The 16,347-nt window shown below is 68.3% G+C and carries 20 protein-coding genes; 10 read left to right on the forward strand and 10 right to left on the reverse strand.

The window, feature by feature from the left end:
• Positions 1-413 precede the first annotated feature (413 nt).
• Entirely contained in the window at positions 414-977 is a 564-nt protein-coding gene (locus tag BKN51_RS32580; RefSeq protein WP_101611264.1) for an RsiG family protein, read from the forward strand.
• Positions 974-1,921 carry an asparaginase gene (locus BKN51_RS32585; RefSeq protein WP_101611265.1) on the forward strand — a complete coding sequence of 316 codons (948 nt, stop codon included), beginning with the start codon at positions 974-976 and terminating at the stop codon, positions 1,919-1,921. Before BKN51_RS32580 ends, BKN51_RS32585 begins: the two co-directional genes overlap by 4 nt.
• Here the strand turns inward: BKN51_RS32585 and BKN51_RS32590 are convergent.
• The gene (locus BKN51_RS32590) at positions 1,918-2,817 is read right to left on the reverse strand and encodes a hypothetical protein (protein ID WP_101611266.1); all 900 of its coding nucleotides are present in this window, start codon (positions 2,815-2,817) and stop codon (positions 1,918-1,920) included. The two genes, BKN51_RS32585 and BKN51_RS32590, sit on opposite strands and share 4 nt — an antisense overlap.
• A gap of 207 nt (positions 2,818-3,024) precedes the next feature.
• Here BKN51_RS32590 and BKN51_RS32595 point away from each other — a divergent pair, with 207 nt between their 5' ends.
• The 3 genes from BKN51_RS32595 to BKN51_RS32605 all read left to right on the forward strand — a co-directional run bounded on the left by BKN51_RS32595 (position 3,025) and on the right by BKN51_RS32605 (position 5,180).
• Complete coding sequence (locus BKN51_RS32595; protein WP_020632289.1) at positions 3,025-3,210, forward strand: DUF3073 domain-containing protein; 186 nt, start codon at positions 3,025-3,027, stop codon at positions 3,208-3,210.
• Positions 3,211-3,298: 88 nt separating this feature from the next.
• On the forward strand, positions 3,299-4,159 hold the full coding sequence (locus BKN51_RS32600) for a 3-hydroxybutyryl-CoA dehydrogenase (protein WP_101611267.1): 861 nt from the start codon (positions 3,299-3,301) through the stop codon (positions 4,157-4,159).
• Positions 4,160-4,235: 76 nt separating this feature from the next.
• The gene (locus BKN51_RS32605; protein ID WP_168214439.1) at positions 4,236-5,180 is read left to right on the forward strand and encodes an alpha/beta fold hydrolase; all 945 of its coding nucleotides are present in this window, start codon (positions 4,236-4,238) and stop codon (positions 5,178-5,180) included.
• Here BKN51_RS32605 and BKN51_RS32610 read toward each other — a convergent pair.
• Complete coding sequence (locus BKN51_RS32610) at positions 5,175-5,726, reverse strand: PIN domain-containing protein (RefSeq protein WP_101611269.1); 552 nt, start codon at positions 5,724-5,726, stop codon at positions 5,175-5,177. The genes BKN51_RS32605 and BKN51_RS32610 overlap by 6 nt on opposite strands.
• 3 nt (positions 5,727-5,729) lie before the next feature.
• Positions 5,730-6,185 (reverse strand): helix-turn-helix domain-containing protein, encoded by a 456-nt coding sequence (locus BKN51_RS32615; RefSeq protein WP_101611270.1) that lies wholly within the window; start codon positions 6,183-6,185, stop codon positions 5,730-5,732.
• 122 nt (positions 6,186-6,307) lie between these two features.
• Between BKN51_RS32615 and BKN51_RS32620 the strand changes: the two genes are divergently transcribed.
• From BKN51_RS32620 to BKN51_RS32630, 3 genes are all read left to right on the forward strand, one after another.
• Positions 6,308-7,207, forward strand: coding sequence for a Gfo/Idh/MocA family protein (locus tag BKN51_RS32620; protein WP_101611271.1), 900 nt, complete (start codon positions 6,308-6,310; stop codon positions 7,205-7,207).
• A 224-nt stretch (positions 7,208-7,431) separates the two neighbouring features.
• The gene (locus BKN51_RS32625; protein ID WP_101611272.1) at positions 7,432-8,082 is read left to right on the forward strand and encodes a VanZ family protein; all 651 of its coding nucleotides are present in this window, start codon (positions 7,432-7,434) and stop codon (positions 8,080-8,082) included.
• Between the two features lie 190 nt (positions 8,083-8,272).
• Positions 8,273-9,031, forward strand: coding sequence for a GNAT family N-acetyltransferase (locus BKN51_RS32630; protein WP_101611273.1), 759 nt, complete (start codon positions 8,273-8,275; stop codon positions 9,029-9,031).
• Here BKN51_RS32630 and arfB read toward each other — a convergent pair.
• From arfB to BKN51_RS32660, 6 genes are all read right to left on the reverse strand, one after another.
• Positions 9,020-9,451, reverse strand: coding sequence for an alternative ribosome rescue aminoacyl-tRNA hydrolase ArfB (arfB, locus tag BKN51_RS32635; protein WP_233222919.1), 432 nt, complete (start codon positions 9,449-9,451; stop codon positions 9,020-9,022). The two genes, BKN51_RS32630 and arfB, sit on opposite strands and share 12 nt — an antisense overlap.
• 32 nt (positions 9,452-9,483) lie before the next feature.
• Positions 9,484-10,554 (reverse strand): phosphoribosylformylglycinamidine cyclo-ligase, encoded by a 1,071-nt coding sequence (gene purM / locus BKN51_RS32640; RefSeq protein WP_101613593.1) that lies wholly within the window; start codon positions 10,552-10,554, stop codon positions 9,484-9,486.
• A gap of 30 nt (positions 10,555-10,584) precedes the next feature.
• Positions 10,585-12,123: an amidophosphoribosyltransferase gene (purF, locus tag BKN51_RS32645; protein ID WP_101611275.1), complete on the reverse strand. Its 1,539-nt coding sequence runs from the start codon at positions 12,121-12,123 to the stop codon at positions 10,585-10,587.
• A gap of 282 nt (positions 12,124-12,405) precedes the next feature.
• Positions 12,406-12,807, reverse strand: coding sequence for a hypothetical protein (locus BKN51_RS32650; protein ID WP_101611276.1), 402 nt, complete (start codon positions 12,805-12,807; stop codon positions 12,406-12,408).
• A complete protein-coding gene (locus tag BKN51_RS32655; protein ID WP_037320466.1) occupies positions 12,791-13,030 on the reverse strand; it encodes a DUF397 domain-containing protein in 240 nt (79 codons plus the stop codon). The genes BKN51_RS32650 and BKN51_RS32655 overlap by 17 nt, the downstream gene beginning before the upstream one ends.
• 282 nt (positions 13,031-13,312) lie before the next feature.
• Positions 13,313-14,182 (reverse strand): helix-turn-helix domain-containing protein, encoded by an 870-nt coding sequence (locus tag BKN51_RS32660; RefSeq protein WP_101611277.1) that lies wholly within the window; start codon positions 14,180-14,182, stop codon positions 13,313-13,315.
• Positions 14,183-14,383: 201 nt separating this feature from the next.
• Here BKN51_RS32660 and BKN51_RS32665 point away from each other — a divergent pair, with 201 nt between their 5' ends.
• Positions 14,384-15,181 carry an SAM-dependent methyltransferase gene (locus BKN51_RS32665; RefSeq protein WP_168214440.1) on the forward strand — a complete coding sequence of 266 codons (798 nt, stop codon included), beginning with the start codon at positions 14,384-14,386 and terminating at the stop codon, positions 15,179-15,181.
• An 84-nt stretch (positions 15,182-15,265) separates the two neighbouring features.
• Here the strand turns inward: BKN51_RS32665 and BKN51_RS32670 are convergent, their stop codons facing one another.
• The gene (locus BKN51_RS32670) at positions 15,266-15,646 is read right to left on the reverse strand and encodes a sterol carrier family protein (RefSeq protein ID WP_101611278.1); all 381 of its coding nucleotides are present in this window, start codon (positions 15,644-15,646) and stop codon (positions 15,266-15,268) included.
• 53 nt (positions 15,647-15,699) lie between these two features.
• Between BKN51_RS32670 and BKN51_RS32675 the strand changes: the two genes are divergently transcribed.
• Positions 15,700-16,326, forward strand: coding sequence for a type VII secretion system-associated protein (locus BKN51_RS32675; RefSeq protein ID WP_101611279.1), 627 nt, complete (start codon positions 15,700-15,702; stop codon positions 16,324-16,326).
• Positions 16,327-16,347 lie beyond the last annotated feature (21 nt).

Consider the following 16,347-nt stretch of genomic DNA (forward strand, 5'->3'; position numbering starts at 1 on the left):
GAACACGGCTTTCGCGCACGTTCTAAGTACGTGAAGGCCCCCTTCCTTGCGCCTAGGTACATGAAGGGGGCCTTCACGTACTCCGGTCCCGCTTGCTGGCTCGGGCGGGGGCTGAAGGGGCCTTTCCCCGCATCACACGCCGCGAAGGACGCTTTCCCCTCATCACACGCGGCGAAAGTCCCCTTCGCACTTATCCACAACTCTGCCCACCTGTGGACAACCCCGCCGACCAGCACTTTTCCCCCGCCACCCCCGGTAGACTGGACCAGGGGCCGCCCCCGGGACGGGTGGGGGGCGCGCTCTGGAAGGGACCGAAAGAGCGGCGGCGCTCGGGAGGTCTTCGGGAGGGGCGGAGATCCTTGTGGTATCGCGCCCTGCGGAACATTTCCGCTGGAGCGCGATAAGCTACGCGCGTGATCGAAGTCCGGCCCGGTGGTCGCCGTCGTATCGACCGCGTGCTCGGCCCTGGGTATCTCAGCGACCTCGGCGAGCTGGCCCTTTCCGTGCTGCGCGAGCGCCGTGACGAGGCCGCGCAGGAGGAGACCGACCTGTCGTACCTGCGGCGGCTGCTGCACGCGCGGATCGACATCGTGCGGGCCGAGCAGGAGCGCCGGAGCTCGGGCGGTGAGAGCAGCGTCGTCGAGCGGCTGGCCGCGATCCTGGCGGACAACGCGATCGGCCCGGCCACGGGTTCTGGCAGGCATCAGCGGCTGGAGCCGTCCCGGGCGGGTGAGCACCGGCGGTTCGCCGAGGCGCTCATCGGCGACACGGACCTTTCCGACGTCAGCACGCTCTCGGACGAGAAGCTGGTCAACGCCCTCAACAGGTACGCCGACGAAGAGGTCTCCGTCTCCTCGTACCGCCGTGAGGTGCAGGGCGTGATGGACACGATCAACGCCGAGATCGCGACCCGCTACCGCAAGGGCACGGCGTCCGTCGACGACCTGCTCGACACCGAACGCGGCGGCCCCGAGTGACGAATCCCGTCCTGGTCGAGGTCGTCCGTTCCGGTTTCGTCGAAAGCACGCACCGCGGCGCGCTGGTGATCACGGCCCCGGACGGGTCGGTGCGGTTCTCCGCCGGCGACATCGCGCGGCCGGTCTATCCGCGCTCCTCCAACAAACCGCTCCAGGCCGTCGGGATGCTGCGCGCCGGCCTCACGATCGGCGACGAAGACCTCGCGCTGGGCTGCGGATCGCACAACGGCGAACCCGGCCACGTCGAGGGCGCGCTGTCGATGCTGTCCCGCGCCGGGCTGACCGAGGACGCGCTTGCCTGCCCGCCCGCGTTCCCGCTGCACGAGCCGAGCATGCTCGCCGTGGCCGCGGCCGGGAAACGCCGCGCCGCCATGAACTGCTCCGGCAAGCACGCCGCGATGCTCACGACCTGCACCCAGCTCGGCTGGTCCACCGGCGACTACGCGGCCGCGACCCATCCTCTGCAGAAGGTCATCCAGGCCACCATCGCCGATCTCACCAGCGAGACGATCGAAACCGTCGGCGTCGACGGCTGCGGCGCCCCGCTGTTCGCGTTCTCCCTCACCGGCCTCGCCCGGTCCTTCGGCAGGCTGGTCACCGCGATGGGCGGACCGGACCGCCGGGTCGCGGACGCCGTCCGCGCGCATCCGTGGCAGGTCGCGGGCACCGGCCGCGAGGACACCGTGCTGATGAAGAACGTCGACGGGCTGTTCGCGAAGGGCGGCGCCGAGGGAGTGCACTCGTTCGCGCTGCCGGACGGCACCGCGCTGGCGTTGAAGATCGACGACGGCGCCGCGCGGGCACGGATCCCGCTGCTGCTCGCGACCCTGCGCCACCTCGGCATCGACCCGGGCACCGAGGCGGAGCAGCTGCCCAAGGCGGCGGTCCTCGGCGGCGGGAAGCCGGTCGGCGAACTGCGGGTCGCCGCCGGTCTCTTCGGCTAGTTCGCGCGTTCCCGCGCGGCCAGGTCGCCCCAGAAGTCGCGCAGGTCGGCGAACAGTTCCGCCAGTTCGTCGACGTTGCCGGTGCGGAGCGCGTCGAGGATGTCGTGCACCTCTTCGGCGGTCGTGTCGGCCTGCAGGATCGAGTCGGCGAAGAGCTGCACGAGGCCGCCGTAGTCGAGTTCGACCGCCGAGCCGGGGTGGAAGCTGTCGAGCCAGCGCCGCGTCTCGGTCAGCACCCGGCCGGGTGCCGAGTCACCGAAGGTCGCTTCGAGCAGGTCACCGACCTCGCGGGCGCGATGTCGCGCGTCGGCGATGGACACCCGCCACGACACCTCACGCTCGGGATCGTCGCGGCCCTTGCCCAGTTTGACCCGGCGCATCCCGGGATCGAACAGCACGAACCACGGGAGAGGAACGGTCCACGTCGTCGAGAGCGTGTGCGACGCCGAGGCCGACAAGTCGCCGATGGCGGACTTCGCCCGCGAGCGGATCATGTCGAGCGAAGCGCCGCCCGCACCGAGCACCGCGTTCTTCAACGCCGGATGCGCGTCGCCGAGGAAGGTCACCAGCGCGGCGGCCGAGCGTGCGCGGATCTCCATCGGGCAGATCAGCGGCCCGGGGCCGGCGTCGCCGTGCTCACCCTCCGGTACGTCTTCGGGATCCAGGACGAGGACGTCGGTGACGAGACTGGGCGCGGCCCTGCCGTCCACGAGCTCAGCGGGCAACAGCCGTCCGACGTGCTGTGACTTGAGCCACAGTATCTGCTCGCGCTCGCCCGCGGCCGAACGATCGAGCCGGGCCGCTTCGACGGCCTCGAGCAGGCGTTCGTCCGGTGGATCACCCAGCGCGAGCAGGGGCTCATAGACGCGGAGATAAGCCGCGAACGGACGGGGCACACGAGCATCGTGGCACGCCGACCTGCGACTATCGCCACCGACCGGCCGGTAACCGGCGTTCGGTGAACACTGTCGCCACCGGCACACCGTGCCACGTCGCATCCAACCCCCCGGACACGGTACGGTGTCAGCAGGAAATAATTGTCGAGACGATGCGGGGCCGCCGATTCCCCCGGCCGCCCCGCCCCTGTGCGAGGGGGTCGAGCCATGGGGCGCGGCCGGGCTAAGGCCAAGCAGACGAAGGTGGCGCGCGAGCTCAAGTACAGCTCGCACGAAACCGACTTCGATGCTTTGCAGCGCGAGCTGTCCAGTAGTTCCTCGGATTACGGGCACGAGGACGACAAGCGGGACGACGACGACCCGTACGACGGGTACGACGAATACCGCCGCTGAGCAGGCGTGACACGCGAGGGTGGGACGGGCTGAACCCCGTGGTCCACCCTCGCGTGTCGCGTGCTGCCCAAAATACGAGGAGGGTTCCGTGTCTGACGTAACGCGGGTAGGTGTCATCGGCGCCGGGCTCATGGGTTCCGGGATCGCCGAGGTGCACGCACGTGCCGGACTGGACGTGATCATCACCGAGGTGAGCCAGCCGGCGCTGGACTCCGGGCGGGCGCGGATCGAGAAGTCGCTGCAACGCGGCGTCAAGAGCGGGAAGCTCTCGCAGGAAGACGCCGACGCGGCACTCGGACGACTCCGCTTCACCACCGAGATCGGCGAGTTCGCCGACCGCGACCTCGTCATCGAGGCCATCCTGGAACAGGAGCAGGCCAAGGTCGAGGTGTTCCGGTCGCTGGACAAGATCGTCGAACGCGAGGACGCGGTATTCGCGTCCAACACCTCGTCCATCCCGATCATGAAGCTCGGGATGGCGACCAACCGCCCGCAGCAGGTGGTCGGTATCCACTTCTTCAACCCGGTCCCGGTGCTGCCGCTCGTCGAGCTGGTGCCTTCGCTGCTGACCAGCGACGACACCGCCCGCCGCGCGGAGGAGCACGCGACGACGGCGTTGAACAAGACGGTGATCCGGTCGCAGGACCGCGCCGGGTTCATCGTGAACTCGCTGCTCGTGCCGTATCTGCTTTCGGCGATCCGGATGATCGAGTCGGGCTTCGCGTCGGCGGAGGACATCGACCGCGGCATGGAGCTGGGCACCGCGCACCCGATGGGCCCGCTGCGGCTCTCGGACCTGATCGGCCTGGACACCATCAAGGCGATCGCGGACTCGATGTACGCCGAGTTCAAGGAGCCGCTGTACTCCTCGCCGCCGCTGCTGCTGCGCATGGTCGACGCCGGCCTGCTCGGCAAGAAGACCGGCCGCGGGTTCTACAGCTACTCCTGATCCGCAACTTTCGTAGCGGCGGACGACCACTTCTTCGGCTGTCCATGCGACCGGCTCGCCCGGTTGCATGGACGGCATGAGCGAGCACACGCGTCGTAAGGCACTCACCGTCGCCGGTCTGACCGGCCTCACCGGACTCGCCACCGCGGGCACCGCTTCCGCGCGTGACCGCCGCGGCGTCCCGACATTCGTCTTCGCCGCGGGCGCGAACGGCGTCTCCGGCGTCCCGAACGAACTCGTGCTGCGCGGCTATCGCTGCGTCGGCGTCGATCTGCCCGGACAACGGCCGACCGACGCCCAGTTCCGGCTCTCGTACCAGGCTCCGCAGGATCTCGTGGCGTTCGCGACCGAGCCGTCGCCGCTGGCCGCAGTGACCGTGGCCGACCACATCGCCGCGACCGTGGAGACCGTCCGCCGGGCGGCCGCGCACGGTCCGGTCGTCCTCGTCGGCGCCAGTATCGGCGGCGCGGCGATCAGCCTGGTCGCGAACCAGGTGCCGCGGCTGATCGACCTGCTGGTCTACGACACCGCGTTCTGCTGCGGCGAACTCCGCACCCCCGACGAGTACCTCTCGACCGACGAGGGGAAGGCGACGCACGCCGCGGTGCTGCTGGAGTTCATGGCGGGCGATCCGGCGGTGGTCGGAGCGTTCCGCTCGAACTGGCGCATCGCCGACCCGGTGCGCCTGGCGAAGGCGAAAGAGGCCTTCATGAGCGACAGCACCGAAGCCGAGTTCCACACGTTCCTGAACTCGATGACGCCGGACGAGCTGGCCGGGAAAGGCGCCGTCGACTCCCGCGGTGACCTGCGCACTTGGGGCCGCATCCCGCGCGTCTACGTCCGGCACCTGCGCGACAACATCAACCCGCTCGCGTTGCAGGACCGGATGATCCGGGAGGCGGACCGGCGCACCCCGCGCAACCGGTTCCGGGTCTTCGACCTCGACACCGCGCACGTCCCCACTTCGGCCAAGCTCGGCGAACTCCTGGACCTCTACGACCGGCTGGCCCGCGCGCTATGAACGCAGCTCCGCGACAGACTTCTTGAGCCCAGCGCGCTCGAGCGCGTCGAGGATCTCGGCGAAACTCGTCGGCGGGGAGCGCCGGGAATCCGCGACCCGAAGCACCGCCTCGACGACCAGCCTCCGGTTGAGAGCGATCCGGTCGAGCACGAAATCGTCCGAGCCTTGAGCCTCGATGTCCCAGCGCCTCAGGGCGTGGTCCGGAAAGTCCCGCAGGTTCTCGGTCACGATGACCTGAGCCCGCGCCTTGATGGCCGCGGCGAGCACGTGGCGGTCGTCCGGATCCGGAAGAGCGAGTGCCGGAACGAGCGGCTCATAGCCGGTGACCAGGCAGTCACGGACCGAGCGATTCATCAGTTCCCGCGTCCGGTCGAGTTTTCCCGGATCGAGATCCGGGCGGTTCTCCTTGAGGTTCCGGAAGACCTCGTCGAGAATCTCGTCCGTCCACTTGGCCTGAACGAGCCCGCTCTGCGCGATCCGGATCAGGAGATCGCGCAGAGCGTTGGGGTACAGCACGTTCGCGTCGAGAAGGACCACAAAGGCCACTTGCTAAGTCAGCCCCATCTCCTGGTTCAGCCGGGAAAGCTCGTCCGCTGCCTCATGACGCCGTCGATCGTCCTGGCGGAGGTAGTCGTGCAGCGAACCCGCCTTCACGCGGCGATGCTTACCGACCGTCCGGTACTCGATCTGTCCCGTCTCGAGCAGCCCGATGAGGAAGGGCCGGGAAACGTTGAGCAGGTCGGCGGCCTGCTGAGTGGTCAGCTCGGCGCGCGACGGGACGATGGACACGCTCTCGCCCGCGGCCACCAAGGTCAGCACCCGAGCCATCAGGTCGACGACTCCGCGCGGAACGACCAAGGATTCTTCGTTCTCGTCAACGACGACGCTCACGGTGTCCCGCTCGTGGCGCCGGGCCAGATATGCCTCGACGTGCGGGAGCGCCTCGAGCGCCACATCGATGTCGTGGCGTCCAGGGACGATCTGGTCAATGGTCAGCGCAGTCATCACTGCTCCCGTGTTCAACGTGGTCCCAGTATCGGCTCTCAACGAATTATTCGCAACAAACGCAATAAACGCAACTCGATGGTGCGTTCAGCTTGCGCGACGGCACACCTAGACTTGGTGCCGTGGGACAGGGACAGCTGCGTGCAGGTCTGGTCGGTGCCGGTCCGTGGGCGAAGACGGTGCACGCGCCGGGCCTCGCCGATCATCCCGGGACGAGCTTGTGCGCGGTCTGGACCAGGCGTCCCGAAGCCGCCACGGAACTGGCCGAGGCGCACGGCGCCGAGGCCGTCGGCAGTTTCGACGAACTGCTCGACCAGGTCGACGCGGTCGCGTTCGCCGTGCCGCCCGCCGTTCAGGCGGAGCTGGCGGTCAAGGCGGCCGAGGCGGGCAAGCACCTCATCCTGGAGAAGCCGATCGCCGCGGATCTCGACGGCGCGCGACGCCTCGTGGACGCGGTCGAGGCCGCCGAGGTGGCCGCTCTCGTGGTCCTGACCTTGCGTTTCTCGCCAATGACCCGCGACTGGCTCGACGGGATCAAGGAAGCGGGCGGCTGGCGCGGCGGCGGGGCGCGCTGGCTTTCGGGCGCACTGCTCGGCGGGCAGTACCAGGATTCGGCGTGGCGGCACGACTCCGGCGCGCTCGCCGACATCGGTCCGCACGCCTTCGATCTGCTGGACGCGGCGCTCGGTGAGATCACCGAAGTGCTCGCCGCCCACCGGAGCGAGGACGATCTGTGGCAGCTCCTGTTCGCCCACGCGGGTGGCGTGACCAGTACGGCGACCCTGTCGTTGCGGCTGCCGATCCAGCCGACGGTCGTCGAAGTGGCCGTTTACGGCGAGCACGGTTACCGCACGCTGGGGCGCAAACCGGGTTCGGCGGGCGAGTCGTACACCGCGCTTCTCGACGATTTCGCCGCGATGGCCGCGAGCGGGACGACGTCGCATCCGTGCGACGTGCGACGCGGACTGCACCTGCAGAAGCTGATCGAACGCGCGCGCGAACTCGCCGGGCACGCCAAGTAGTACACAGGTCACTCACAAGGCTTTTCCTTGTGAGATAACACCTTCTTCCGGTTGCGCCGCGGCCGTCCACAGGTTTGTCCACAGGCTCCAAAGTGGACGGTCCCCAGCACGGCAAAGCCCTTTCCGCTACCGGAAAAGATCACCTCTTAGTGCGGTCGCCCCGCCATGCCGAGTCGATCTTGTGATGCGAAGGTGATCTTTGAGCGCTCCGGAAAGGAAGGGCCATGGGCGAGCTGCTCCGCGCTTTCGGCGCGATGATCCCGTTGACGATCACCGCGATTCCTTACGCTTTGCTCGGGTGGCCGCTGCTCGCGGCGCATCGGCGGCGAAGACAAGCTGACCGCTTTTCCGCGTCGGCGACAGCCGCCGTGGACATGACGCTCGCGCTGGCCTGCTTCCTGGTGTTGTGCCTGGTCACGATGCCGGTGACCGGCGCGCAGGACAGCAGACTGAGCCTCGAACCCGGCACCGACCTGCGCCTCGCGTTGAGCGATGGCGCCAACCTTTGGCAGGCACTGGGCAACGTCCTCATGCTGAGCCCGCTCGGCGCGTTGCTCCCGTTGCGGTCCCGCCGTCTGCGGTCACTGGGCCGGATCGCGCTGGGCGCGCTGGCCGTCTCGGTGCTGGTGGAGGGCACGCAATATCTGATCCAGGCGGGCAGGGTGACCTCCGCCGACGACATCCTCCTGAACACGCTGGGCGCCGTGATCGGCGCCGCGGTGAGCAAACGTCTCTGGCACCGGCTGGACGTCAGGCCACCGGTGAAGATCCCGGTGCAGGTCCGGCGGGTGTGCGACGCCCCCGTCCGGCTGCGGGTCCCGAGGTCGGTGTGGGACGAGCGCTATTCGGGCATCGCGCATCCGCAGCGGCGGTAATCCGGTTGACCGCCGTGCGAAAGTGATCGCGAAAGCCTTCGTACCAGGCAGTGTCCGTTCAGAAAGAGGGATGCCTCATGCCTGACGCCTTCAGCGGCGTCGGCACGAGCTAGCCGGCGCTCACGCCAGCTCCACCGCGCACGCGGATCTCCCGTGCGTCTCTTTCTCCTGCCCGAAAGGCTTTCCACCAGTGCGTTCAGACACGATCGATGCTCTGCAGTCCTACATCCGCACCACCGCGGCGAACTTCCGCGAAACCGAGCGGATCGGGCCGTTCCTGGCCACCTTCACCACCGGGAACGACCACATGTTCCTCAACTACGCGATCCCCGACAACGGCGGGAAGCCCACCGCGCAGGACGTCGCGAAGCTGACCGAGGCGTTCCGCGCACGCGGGCTCACGCCGCGGCTGGAGTTCCTGACCGAGGCCGCTCCCGAGGCCGAAGCCGTGCTCGTCGAAGGCGGCTACACCTTGGAACGGCGGATCCCGTTGATGGTCTGCCCGCCGGGGCGGGTCGTCGGGCAGCCGGTTCCCGGCGGGATCGCGCTGAAGACACCCGTCACCCCCGCCGAACTCCGGCTGATGATCCGGGCGCAGACGGTGGCGTTCGGCGAACCCGACCCCGGTGAGCACGCCGAGCCGTCCTCTTCCCAGCTGAACGGCGAGACGATCTCGGTCATGGCGGTCACCGAAACCGGTGAATGTGTCGGCGGCGGGGTCGCGACGGCGGTCCTCGACGGCGCGAGTGAAATCGCGGGGATCGGGGTCCTCGACGGGTACCGGCAGCGCGGGATCGCCGCGGCGCTGACCGAGCACCTGGCCCGTGAGGCCCATGCCCGTGGCGGCGAGTCGGTGTTCCTGACGCCGGGCGCCGGGCAGGCGGAGCGCGTCTACGGCCGGGTCGGCTTCGAGACCGTGGCCGAGTGCGTGCACCTGTCAATCATCTGAATAACCGCTGCGGCGTGACTTCTTGACATCGCCGCGGCGCTTCTTCGAGGCCAGGCGGCGTTCCTTCGAACCTCTCGAAGGTTTGGTGGGACGCCGCTTGGCGGCCGGGGGCGCCGACGCGTCGGCCAGCAACATCACCAGCCGCGCCCGTGCGGCTTCCCGGTTCATCAGCTGGGAGCGATGTTCGGACGCGGCGATCGTGACGACGCCGTCGACCAGACGCGACGAAAGCCGGTCCAGCATCCGGGCCCGGAGATGTTCCGGGATCGAAGCCGAACCGGCCACGTCGAAGGAAAGTTCGACCCGCGAGTCCGTGGTGTTCACGCCCTGTCCACCCGGGCCCGAAGACCGGGAGAACCGTTCGCTCAATTCGGCACCCGGGATCACGAACCGGGTACCGATCACCACGTCATCAGCCACGGACCCAGTGTGTCACCTGAGTCCAAGCAGATTTAGAAGCGCGGGTGGTCACCGGAGAGCACGGCGCGCGGGCCGTCCGGGTCTTCCGCGGGCTGCACGTCGCCGAGGATCCACGCCGGCACGTGCCGCGCGGTCAGCATCGCGAGCGCGCGATCGACGTCGTCGGGACCGACGATCGCGACCATGCCGACGCCCATGTTGAACGTCTTCTCCAGTTCGGCGCGCTCGACCTTGCCGCGGTGCCCGATCAGCGCGAACACCGGCGCCGGGGTCCAGGTGCCGCGTTCGAGCTTCGCGACCAGGCCGCGCGGCATGACCCGGGCGAGGTTCTGCTCCAGCCCACCACCGGTGACGTGCGCGAACGTGCGGACGTCGGCCTCGGCGACCAGCGCGAGGCAGTCCTTCGCGTAGATCCTGGTCGGCTCCAGCATCTCCTCGCCCAGCGAGCGGCCGAACTCCTCGACGTGCCCGTCGAGCGGCATGCGCGCGATCTCCAGCAGCACGCGCCGGGCGAGCGAGTAACCGTTCGAGTGCAGGCCGGACGAGCCGAGCGCGAGGACGACGTCGCCGGGGCGGACCCGCTCCGGGCCGAGCACCTTCGACGCTTCGACGACGCCGATGCCGGTGCCCGAAAGGTCGTAGTCGTGCTCGCCCATCAGGCCGGGGTGCTCCGCGGTCTCGCCGCCGAGCAGCGCGCAGCCCGCCTGGACACACCCTTCGGCGATGCCGCCGACCAGTGCCGCGATCTTCTCCGGCACGACCTTGCCGACGGCGATGTAGTCCTGCATGAACAGCGGCTCGGCACCGGTGACGACCAGGTCGTCGACGACCATCGCGACCAGGTCGATGCCGACGGTGTCGTGCTTGTCGAGCGCCTGCGCGACGGCGATCTTGGTGCCGACCCCGTCGGTCGACGAGGCCAGCACCGGCTCTTTCCACTTGTCCAGCTTCAGGGAGAACAGCCCGGCGAAACCGCCGACCCCGCCCATCACCTCGGGCCTGGTGGCCCTCTCGGCGTGCGGTTTGAGCAGCTCAACGGCTTTGTCACCGGCGTCGATGCTGACTCCGGCGGCGGCGTACGTGGCGCTCGTGGACTCGCTCACGGAAGCGGACTCCAACTCTGGAAGAAAGGACTAGGGACGCCGGATGGCGTCTTCAGCACCGTACCCGGCAGCGCTGACGGGCTTCGCCGCGCCATTGACCGAGTCCATGCTCTCCAGCAGGTGCTTCCCGATCAGCGCGTCCTCGGGGAGCGCGATCGGGTACTCACCGGAGAAGCAGGCGGTGCACAGGCGCGACTTCGGCTGCTCCGAAGCCGCGACCAGCCCGTCCAGGGAGATATAGCCCAAGGTGTCCGCGCCGATGGAGCGGCGGATGCCGTCGAGGTCGACGCCGTTGGCCACCAGCTCGGCACGGGACGCGAAGTCGATTCCGTAGAAACACGGCCAGCGGACGGGCGGCGACGCGATCCGGACGTGCACCTCGAGCGCGCCGGCTTCCCGCAGCATGCGGACCAGCGCGCGCTGGGTGTTGCCGCGGACGATGGAGTCGTCGACCACGACGAGCCGCTTGCCGCGGATGACGTCGCGCAGCGGGTTCAGCTTCAACCGGATGCCCAGCTGGCGGATGGTCTGCGACGGCTGGATGAAGGTGCGGCCGACGTAGGCGTTCTTCACCAGGCCCGTGCCGTAGGGAATGCCGGAGCCCTGCGCGTAGCCGATGGCGGCCGGGGTGCCGGATTCGGGCACCGGCATGACCAGGTCGGCGTCCGCCGGGTGCTCGCCGGCGAGTTTGCGGCCGATCTCGACGCGGGTGGCGTGCACGCTGCGGCCGGCGATCGAGGTGTCGGGGCGCGCGAGGTAGACGTACTCGAAGACGCAGCCCTTGGGCTCGGGGTTCGCGAACCGCGAGGAGCGCAGGCCCTCGGCGTTGATCGCGATGAGCTCACCGGGCTCGACCTCGCGGACGAACGACGCGCCGCAGATGTCCAGCGCGGCCGTCTCGCTCGCGACCACCCAGCCGCGTTCGAGCCTGCCGAGCACCAGCGGGTGCACACCGTGCGGGTCACGCGCGGCGTACAGCGTGGACTCGTCGGCGAAGACCAGGCAGAAAGCGCCCTTGAGGGTGGGCAGCAGTTCCAGCGCGGCGGCTTCGATGCCCTTGTCCGCGGCGTTGGCCGCGAGCAGTCCGCACACCAGGTCGGAGTCACTGGACGAACCGGTCAGGCCGAGGTGCGGTTTGATGCCGGCGGCGACCGTGCGATCGCGGAGTTCGGCGGTGTTGACCAGGTTTCCGTTGTGCGCGAAGGACAATCCGCTGCCCGTCGCGGTGGTCCGGAAGATCGGCTGCGCGTTCTCCCAGATGGTCGCGCCGGTGGTCGAGTAGCGGCAGTGCCCGACGGCGATGTGTCCCTGCAGCGACTGCAGGACCTGCTCGTCGAACACCTGACTGACCAGGCCGAGGTCCTTGAAGACGACGATCTGCGAACCGTCGGAGACCGAGATGCCGGCCGCTTCCTGGCCGCGGTGCTGAAGTGCGTAGAGCCCGTAGTAGGTCAGCTTCGCGACCTCTTCTCCGGGCGCCCAGACACCGAAGACGCCGCATTCCTCGCGGGGTTCCGGATCGGGTTGGTCGGTCACGGGCTGTCCGGCGAGGGACGGGTCGGAAACCACCGAGGTGCTCCCAGGGGAGAAGAGGGCAGGCCGCCACCAGTGTAAACGGTGGGCCGGAGATCAACGCGCCGTGCGACGTGGCACTGGACACGCTTCAACTGACTACCGTGAGTGAGATCGCGTCCATGATCGCCCGCCGGGACGCAGACGGCATTCAATGACCGTGAGTGACGGGCGGGTGTCAAGACCCGCCACTCACGACCCCCGACCAGCCGACCGCTCCCCCTCGACAGAGGCGGTCGACTGTGCATTGGGTGGGTGTCGGAGATCAGGCCGCCACTCTCAACCCGCGGCCAGCCACTTGGACGTGCCGCCGCGGCCAGGGACCCAGCAGCCCTTGGTCGCGGTCTCCGGGAGGAACAGCGAGCCGGGCGTCCGCTCGTCCGGGAGCGCGAGCAGTGCCGTCAGCACTGTCGCCGCGTCGCCGGCGGATCGCCACAGCCACATTTCCGGTTCGAGGATGTCCTCCTCGGTACCCGGCATACGGGTCGCGACCACGTCGTCCTCGGCGTTGAGCCGGACCACGTCGACCACGTTGTCGTGGACTCGCACGCCGACCACGGCCATGACCTCGCCGTTCGCGTCGCACGGGTGCACGAACTGGTACCCGCGGTGGATCAGTTCTTGCAGGCCGCTTTCGATATCGGTGATTTCCGCGGTGATGGTGTCACCCGAGAACATCATCGAATTCGCCGTCCTTGGCACCCGCGAGGAACGCGGCCATCTCGGCCTGGGTGTAGATCAGTGCCGGCCCGGTCGGGAAGCGCGAGTTGCGCATCGCGATCTCTCCGGACGCGAGCGGAGCCACCTCGACGCAGTTGCCGATAGCGTTGCTGTAGCTCGCTTTGCGCCAGTGCGCACCGGTAAGACGATCGGCCGGGATGCCGTTGTCGAACTGTTCAGCCATGGTCCCCACCTTCCCCGACGAAGCTTTGGGCGATGCATCTGCATGTGCATTTGCCTGTGATCCCAAAGTTAGCACGTGTGACTGCAGCGGTAAATGCACGTGCAGAAGTTTTTGCAGTATTCGCATACCGTGATGACAAAGGTCCCCGCGAGCCCCACTAACGTGTGAGGACCATCGACCCCATTGGGTGAACAACTACCGCTTGTGGCGAGACTTTCGGGTGTACGCAAGAAAACCCCGGCCGTCACCGGGACGGCGGCGAACCCCACAACGGTGAGCGGCTCAGATTTCCGCGCGGCGCTTCAGGAGCATCTGACGGCTGCGGTCCGGCGTCTCCGCGAGCATGTCCAGCGCCCGGCTGTACCGCTCGATCTCGTCGCGCTTGTCGATGTAGTGCGCGCCGGTCAGGTATTCGGTGTAGGCGATGTTCGGCAGTTCCTCTTCCGCGAACCTGAGCAGCGAGAACGCGCTGTCCGCGGAGTAGCCGCTCCGGTCGAACGGGAGGACCTGGACCGAGATGTTCGGCTGCTGGATCATCTCCAGCAGGTAGTCGATCTGGCCCTTCAGCACGTCGCGATCGCCGATCGGACGGTGGAGCACCGACTCGTCGAGCACCAGCCACAACCGCGGCGCGTCCGGCCGGGAGAGCATCTTCTGGCGCCGCATCCGCAGCGCGACCCGGCGATCGATCTGCTCGTTGACCATGTCCTTGCGGCCGTGGCTCATGATCGCCCGCGCGTAGTCCTCGGTCTGCAGCAGGCCCGTGACGTACAGCGGCTCCCAGACCTGGATCCGGGCCGCGGCCTCTTCGAGCCCGACGAGGTCGTTGAACCAGGTCGGCATCAGGTCGCCGTAGCGGCGCCACCAACCCGGCTCGTTCGACTCCTTGACCATGTCGAGGAACAGCTGCCGCTCGTCGGGATCGGTCATCCCGTACATGGTCAGCAGATCGGCGACGTCGCGTTCCTTGAAACCCACGCGGCCGAGTTCGAGACGGCTGATCTTCGACTCGGAGCCGCGGATGCTGTAGCCGGCCTCCTGGCGAGTGATCCCCGCGTCTTCGCGCATCCGCCGGAGCTGTGAGCCGAGGATCATCCGCCGCGCGGTGGGACCCAGGGACTGCTCACCGCCGGACGGGGTGACCGCGTTCATCGACCGGGGACCTTTCGTACGCAACACTCGCCAGGGAACTAGCCGATTACTGAAAGTACACGTTTGGACCTCGACACGACAGGGATGGCTCGGTTTACCCGCCGCGTACGTGGTTCTACTCTACGTAGAGTCCGAGACTTCCGACACAGTTTTGTGAGGTTCAAGATGCCCGACGCCCCGCCCCGGACGGAACGAGTGCCTGTGGGTGTCGACCCGACGCGGGCCAGCATCGCCCGGGTGTACGACGCCTTCCTTCTCGGCAAGGACAACTACGAGATCGACCGGGAGGTGCTGCGGAAGGTCCAGCAGGCGGCCCCCGAAGCGCAGGACCTGGCGACCGAGAACCGCGGCTTCCTGATCCGCGCGTGCCGGTTCCTCGCCAGCCAGACGGGCATCACCCAGTTCCTCGACCTGGGATCCGGCCTGCCGACGGCCGAGAACACGCATCAGGTCGTGCAGCGGATCAACCCCGAGATCAAGGTCGTCTACGTGGACAACGACCCGGTCGTGCTCGCCCACGGGCGGGCCCTGCTCGAAGAGAACGAGAACACCCACTTCGTCTCGGACGACATCTTCGAGCCGGAGCGGATCCTGGCGAACCCGGACATCGTCCGGCACATCGACTTCACGCAGCCGATCGCGTTGCTGCAGCTCGGGACCCTGCACCACTTCAACGGGCCGAAGGACCAGCCCGCCAAGATCATGAAGAAGTACATCGACGCGCTGCCGTCGGGTTCGTACGTCGCGATCTCGCACTTCTCCGACCCTCAGGACGACTTGTCCGAGGTCGCGCGCAAGATGGAGGACTTCTTCATCCACAGCCCGATGGGCTCGGGCACCTTCCGCACCCAGGAAGAGATCAAGGAGCTGTTCCACGATCTCGAGATGATCGAGCCCGGCGTCAAGCTGTGCGCCGACTGGTGGCCGGACGGCCCGCGGATCAAGGAGCTGAACACCGCGCAGCGGACGATCTCGGGCGGGATCGGCCGGAAGGCGTAAGACCAGGTCCCGGGTGTGCAATGAAAGTCCCCTTCATTGCGAAATTTGCAATGAAGGGGACTTTCATTGCATCCGGGGACGGGTTCAGAGGCGGACCAGGGGCAGCCAGTGAGCCAGATCGGCCCGGCTCCCGGAGGCGGTGACCCGCCCCGACTCGACGGCGTCGGCCCAGCCGAGCCGCCCGGTCGCCAGTTCCAACCACGTGCGCGGATCCGTTTCGACGACGTTCGGCGGCGTCCCGCGCGTGTGACGCAATCCTTCGACACACTGCACCGCCGCGAACGGCGGCACCCGCACTTCGACACTCTTCCCCGGGGCGTCCGCGGCCAGCGTCCGCAGACTCAGCCGCACCGCCGCGGCCAGCTCAGGACGGGTGGGCTCCGGCCCGGATCCGCTCAACCAGGGGGAAATCGCCGTGATCGCGGCACGTAACTCAGCGGGGTCGACCGAACGCGAAGAGGCCATGGGAGAACAGTAGAGTGAGCGCGAACAAACCTTCAGGCACCCGGAACGTGGGGATGGCGATGGCGCAGCGGGACGAGGCGGATCGGTTGGCGTCGAGCCCGGCGGGCAAGCGGAAACCGGGCAAGCCGAAGATCACCGAAGAGATGCGCGCCAACGCCAGGGCCAATCCGAACAGCTGGCTTTACGTCATCGACGAGGCCTTCGACCCCGACGGCCCGGTGCCGTCCTGGGCGGTCGTCGGCGCGTACCCGGTGAACGGCGCGGGCGAGATCGTCGAGGACTTCCACCCCAACGACCGCTACCGCCCCTCGCCCAAGGCGCTCGGCTTCCCGGAGCCGCGCAACGAGCTCGAGCAGTTGCTGCAGCTGGTGCGCACGAACCACCGCCCGTCCGCCGACCTGCCGCGGGTCTTCCTCGACTCGACGCTGTTCGTCTACGCCCTTTCCCCGGTGCAGCGCACGGTCATCGGCTTCCACAACACCGACGGCCAGGTGCTGGTGCCCGCCTACACGGCGAAGGCGCTGGTCCCGCGCGAATGGCCGCACGCCCGCGCGGTGCTGGGCCGGGACATGGTCCCGCTGCTCGCCGGGCACCCCGTGACCATCAATCCGCATGATCGGCTCACCGCGATCGTCCCCTCGGAGCACCTCGACAAAGCCCTTTCGGACGAGCGTCGCTAGGGCTCGATTAACCCACTCGGC

The sequence above is a fragment of the Amycolatopsis sp. BJA-103 genome, from assembly GCF_002849735.1.
In the GTDB taxonomy this organism is placed as follows: Bacteria; Actinomycetota; Actinomycetes; order Mycobacteriales; family Pseudonocardiaceae; genus Amycolatopsis.